Origin of the sequence: Sphingorhabdus sp. (assembly GCF_040079335.1) — a bacterium.
GTDB lineage: Bacteria > Pseudomonadota > Alphaproteobacteria > Sphingomonadales > Sphingomonadaceae > Sphingorhabdus_B.
The window spans coordinates 1-5,096 of record NZ_JBEBKL010000083.1; the positions used below are offsets into that span (position 1 = coordinate 1).

At 56.8% G+C, this 5,096-nt stretch carries 4 protein-coding genes; all 4 read left to right on the forward strand.

Translation table 11 applies throughout. The features are described from left to right. Positions 1-733: hypothetical protein (locus ABL922_RS14045; protein WP_349024837.1), on the forward strand; the 733-nt coding region annotated here is incomplete at its 5' end. Positions 734-931: 198 nt separating this feature from the next. Continuing rightward, positions 932-4,117, forward strand: coding sequence for an isoleucine--tRNA ligase (locus ABL922_RS14050; protein WP_349024838.1), 3,186 nt, complete (start codon positions 932-934; stop codon positions 4,115-4,117). Positions 4,118-4,251: 134 nt separating this feature from the next. Further along, positions 4,252-4,779 carry a signal peptidase II gene (gene lspA, locus ABL922_RS14055; RefSeq protein ID WP_349024839.1) on the forward strand — a complete coding sequence of 176 codons (528 nt, stop codon included), beginning with the start codon at positions 4,252-4,254 and terminating at the stop codon, positions 4,777-4,779. Between the two features lie 18 nt (positions 4,780-4,797). Continuing rightward, positions 4,798-5,034, forward strand: coding sequence for a DUF3035 domain-containing protein (locus tag ABL922_RS14060; protein ID WP_349024840.1), 237 nt, complete (start codon positions 4,798-4,800; stop codon positions 5,032-5,034). Positions 5,035-5,096: the final 62 nt, after the last annotated feature.

Sequence of the window (5,096 nt, forward strand, 5' to 3'; positions counted from 1 at the left end):
CAGCAAGCCAGAGGGCATTCCATTGCTGATCGCCGCCAAAGGCGCAGAACCCACCCGCGACACCCAAGGCTGTGCCAGCGGCCCAAGCGCCAGCGAAGTGGGCTCGCTTGCCATGGCGGTTGGTAGCGAAGCCAATGCGCTGAACATGGCGACGCAGGTTGTCGGCGGGCAACTGGTCATCGCGCGGCAATTTGAAAGCACCTGCGCGTCCGACAAAGCCCGCCCGAACAGCAGCATTGGCGAGGCAGTCTATGCTTTGTCCAAACCACAATTGCTGTGGCGGGTAAAAGGCGCAGAGCAAACCCAGATGTTGCTCGCCGCGCTTCCCGCGCCGGGCAAAGACGATAAGCAAGCCCTGATCGGCGATGATGCCGCGGTTGCCGCGTTTAAAAAAGCACGGCCCAATTCTTGGGCCTTCTCCATCCCCGCCGCCCGCGCCTGTGCCAGCGATTACAAGCTATCGGGCCTGTGGGGCAGTATTCCTGAAAGCTGCAAGCAGGGCACGATGCTGATTACGGTGGACGAGACAGGCTATACTTTATGGGGCTGGCCCAACCGGTTCCTTGAGCGCACCGGGGCGGCGGGGCTGAAGGTTATCATCGCCGAAAATGTCGAGGGCGAAAAAATCACCGGCCTGACCGATGTGAACCGCTATGGCGACATTGCGAACAGCTTTAACGGCTATATCTGGATAGACGATATCGAGGGTCTGGGGCCAGCGTTAAAGCGGTGAGTTTCTGCGCGGTAGCGCCAATTCAAGAATAAGCTCGCACGAAGACACGAAGGCATGAAGGAGGTTGCGCTACCCTTCTTCGTGTCTTCGTGTGTTCACCTTCGGTGGCCTACGGCTCGTGCGATATAATCTTCTGGCGCTACGCGCCGGATTACGGGCTTTATCCGTCGCGCATTATCCCCTAAGCACCCGCGCAACATGACAGAACAGCGCGACTATAAAGACACCGTCTTCCTGCCGAAGACTGATTTCCCCATGAAGGCTGGCTTGCCGCAAAAGGAGCCGGGCATTCTTGCGAAGTGGGAAGCAGACGGGATGTACCACCGCCTGCGTGAGGCGCGCGCTGGGCGTGAGAAATTCATCCTGCATGATGGCCCGCCTTATGCCAATGGCGATATGCATATCGGCCATGCGCTGAACCATATATTGAAAGACATGGTGTGCCGCACGCAAAGCTTGCTCGGCAAAGACGCGCCTTATGTCCCCGGCTGGGATTGCCACGGCCTGCCCATCGAGTGGAAAGTCGAGGAGCAATATCGCAAGAAAAAGCTGAACAAGGACGAAGTTCCCGTTAAGGAATTCCGCGCCGAATGCCGCGCTTATGCGCAAAAATGGGTCGATGTGCAGCGCGAACAGGTGAAGCGTCTCGGCGTGCTCGGCAATTGGGACAAGCCCTATCTGACGATGGATTTCGACAGCGAGGCGACGATTGTTTCGGAGCTGTTGAAGTTTGCCGATAGCGGTCAGCTGTATCGCGGCGCCAAGCCGGTGATGTGGTCGCCGGTGGAAAAAACCGCCTTGGCCGAGGCCGAGGTTGAGTATGAGGATATCGTCTCGACGCAGATCGATGTGGCGTTTGAGATTGTGGAATCGCCAAACTGTCCTGCCCTTCAAGACCTGATCGACAAGGGTGAGAAGGTCCACGCTGTTATTTGGACGACGACGCCTTGGACAATTCCAGTCAATCAAGCGATCGCATATGGGGCGGATGTTGAGTATCAACTCTATCACATCGTCGCTGGCGGGCATCCTGACTATTTCGACGAGTTAGCGGAAGCTTACAAATATCACGGTACTTATGTGCTCATCGCGAGCGGCCTTAATGACCAGTTCAGGTCTCGGCTGGAAAGCGAAGCCCCCTACATTCTCGAAAACGACGGCGATCAATCAAGGGTAATTCCCCAATTAACTCGAGAATTGGGCTGGAAGCCGAACACTTGGTTTACTGATCCAATCAAAGGCTCCGATCTAGCCGGAACAATGGTCCGCCACCCCATGCACGCACTCGGTGGCTTTTTTGCCAAGCCGCGTCCGATGCTCGACGGCTCTTCTTTCGTCACCACCGAAACCGGCACAGGTCTTGTCCATATGGCACCCGACCATGGCGAGGATGATTTTGATCTGTGCAAAGCCAATGACATCGAACCGCAATTCGCGGTTGAGGGCGACGGCAAATATCGCGCCGATTGGGGCTGGCTTGGCGGTGCGGGCAGCGTAATCAACCCCAAATTCAACGCGCCCGATGGCCCGATCTGTTCAGACTTGCGCGAAGCTGGCGGATTGCTCGCCGCGAGTGCCGATTACAAACACAGCTATCCGCACAGCTGGCGGTCGAAGGCAAAGGTCATCTATCGCTGCACCCCGCAATGGTTTGTGCCGATGGATCGGGAACAAGCCCCTTCCGCCTCGCTTCGCTCGGCACCTCCCCCAGAGGGGGAGGATATCAGCAGCGCAACCCTTCCGCAATCCTCCCCCCTTGGGGGAGGTGTCGGCGAAGCCGACGGAGGGGGCACTCTCCGCCAACGCGCGATGTCCGAAATAAACCGCGTCCGCTGGGTCCCGGAAAAGGGCAAGAACCGCATCAACAGCATGGTCGAGGGCCGCCCCGATTGGGTGCTGAGCCGCCAACGCGCATGGGGTGTGCCGATCACGCTGTTTGTGGACCGCAAGTCCGGCCAATATCTGTGCGACCCTGCCGTTAACGCGCGCATTGTTGCCGCGATCAAGGCAGAAGGCGTCGATGCGTGGGAAGCGGCGCGCGCGCAGGAATATCTGGGCGACGCGTATAACGCCGATGATTACGAACAGGTGTTCGACATCCTCGACGTCTGGTTCGATTCGGGCTGCACGCATGTCTTCACGCTGGAATCGGGCAAATGGCCAGAGCTTAGCTGGCCCGCCGACCTGTATCTGGAAGGCAGCGATCAGCATCGCGGTTGGTTCCAAAGCTCACTATTGCAAAGCTGCGGCACACGCGGGCGCGCGCCTTATGATACCGTCCTGACCCACGGGTTCACGATGGACCAAAAGGGCCTGAAAATGTCCAAATCGGTCGGCAACACCGTCGATCCGTTAAAGGTCATGGAGACAAACGGTGCGGACATCATCCGGCTATGGGCGCTGTCAGTGGACTATACCGAGGATCACCGCATCGGTGACGAAATCCTGAAAGGCGTGGCTGACCAATACCGCAAGCTGCGCAACACCTTCCGCTATATGCTGGGTGCTCTCGATGGCTTTTCGGATGCGGAAAAAGTGGCGGTCGAGGGTATGCCAGAGCTGGAGCGCTATGTGCTGCACCTGTTGGCAGACATGGATGCGAAGCTGAAAGTTGCGGTCGATGATTATGACTTCAACACCTATGTCCGCCTGCTCGCCGATTTCGCCAACGAAGACCTGTCGGCCTTCTTCTTCGATATCCGCAAGGATTGCCTCTATTGCGACGCGCCGACCGATCCAAAGCGGATGGCGTACCGTACGGTGCTCGACATCCTGTTCCACGCCATGGTCCGCTACGCTGCGCCGGTGCTGGTGTTTACGGCAGAGGAAGTTTGGGGGACTAGGTTCCCGGATGCGGATTCAGTGCATTTTCTGGAATGGCCGGAAGTTGATGCTGGTTGGCATCGACCACTGCAGGATAATTCAAGGTATGAAGACGATATGGCCCGCAAGTGGGGTCAACTAAGAGAATTCCGTCGGCTCGTTAACGAGCGCATTGAACCAATGCGGCGAGATAAAGTGGTGGGATCAAGTCTTGAATGTGAAGTGGAGGTTTGGCCAGATTCAACCGACACCTTTATCGAAGGGGTTGACCTCGCTGAATTGTTTATCGCCTCAAGCTGCAACGTAGTTCAGTTTAAAGGTGCGCCTTTGTTCCTTGGTGCCGGTGTCTTAGACGTTACGCCGGATAGCCTGGCTGAAATGCAGCAATACGAAAAGGCTCGCCTTGATAAGTTTTCGCCGATCACCGGTTACAGCGACTGGATAAAGTTCGCCGTCACCAAATCCAGCAACCAAAAATGCGGTCGTTGCTGGCGTCACCTGCCCGAAGTGACCGAAGTCGGCGCGCTGTGCGGGCGGTGTGACACGGTGCTGAATGCCTAACTCTCTTTGTTGCTTCGTGGCTTTGTGTGAGTCAAAATTATTTCACACGAAGCCACGAAGCAACAAAAGGGCGTCTGGCCGCGACCGTTCGGCTTCCCGCTTGGCAGGCCTGATTTAAGGGTTAAAGGGATTTCATGACAGCAAACCCCAAATTCCGCCTCCAGGGCCTGATGCTCGCCAGCTTGATCTTCATCGCTGACCAGGCCGTGAAGTTCATCATGATCGGCCCTCTGGCGCTGCAAAGTCGCCGTCAAATCCATCTACTGCCGCAGTTCAGCCTGACTTGGGCCGAAAACCGCGGGGTCTCGATGGGCTTTTTAGAGGCAGGGAGCGAGCTGGAGCGCTGGGCGCTGGTTGGCCTGACCGCGCTGATCGCCACTGTGGTTGCCGTCTGGATGTGGCGCGAAAAGCTAAAAGGTGATGTGCTGGCACTGTCGCTCGTTCTGGGTGGCGCGCTGGGCAATATCGTCGATCGAGTGCGTTATGGTTATGTCGTCGATTATGCCGATTTGCATTTCGGCACCTTCCGGCCGTTCTACATATTCAACCTTGCCGACGCCGCGATTACCATCGGCGTGCTGATATTGCTTGCCCGCGCGTTCTTGATGCGCGAAAAGGAAGTTGTTCAGGAAGTGGCAAGCGAGCCAAATCTAAGCGAATAGAAAATGCGCGGAGTGACCATGAAATTGAAGATGCTTTTTGGCGCGCTTGCGCTGTCCGCGACTTTGGCTGGATGCAGCTCGTCCGGTGTGTTTGACCGCGAACGTCCCGATGAATTTGCTGTGACCAAAGCCGCGCCGCTGACTGTGCCAACGGATATGGCAACTTTGCCAGCACCGCAGCCCGGAACGGCACGCGCCGGAACCGATACCAAAAAAGAAATGCTCGACGCCATGTTCGGCGCGCCAAAGCAATAAACGGCGACAAGGAAAAATCGATGAAATCAAAATCCGCTTTTTTGCTGTCTTTGCCATTGCTG